Origin of the sequence: Tautonia rosea (genome assembly GCF_012958305.1) — a bacterium.
Taxonomy (GTDB): domain Bacteria; phylum Planctomycetota; class Planctomycetia; order Isosphaerales; family Isosphaeraceae; genus Tautonia; species Tautonia rosea.
Genome location: NZ_JABBYO010000060.1, coordinates 1 through 386, shown reverse-complemented (window position 1 = coordinate 386; position 386 = coordinate 1). Strand labels below are relative to the sequence as shown.

Below are 386 nucleotides of genomic sequence, written 5' to 3'. Positions count from 1 at the left end.
CAGGGGATCACACTCGCCCGCTCAACCCTCTGCGACTGGACCGCTGCCAGTGCCGGCTTGCTCGAGCCGATCGTCAGGGCGATGCACCGCCGCATCCTCCAGTCGCGGGTGATCCAGACCGACGACACCCCGGTGACCGTCCAGGATCCCGGCGGCGGCGGGAGCTCGACCGGCCGGCTCTGGGTGTACCTGGGCGATCGTGAGCACCCCTTCATGTGTTACGACTTCACGGCCGACCGCCGCCGCGACGGGCCGGAGCGGTTCTTGCAGTCGTACACTTCGGGATATCTCCAATCCGACGCCTATGCCGGTTACGACGGCCTGCACGCTCGCGGCCTGATCGAAGTCGGCTGCTGGGCCCATGCGCGGCGGAAGTTCCACGAGGC

General features: G+C 68.4%; 1 protein-coding gene. It reads left to right on the top strand.

Features of this window, described 5'->3' with window-relative positions; all coding sequences use genetic code 11:
- A partial coding sequence (locus HG800_RS26830) for an IS66 family transposase (protein WP_169981495.1) occupies positions 1-386 on the top strand: 386 nt, incomplete at both ends.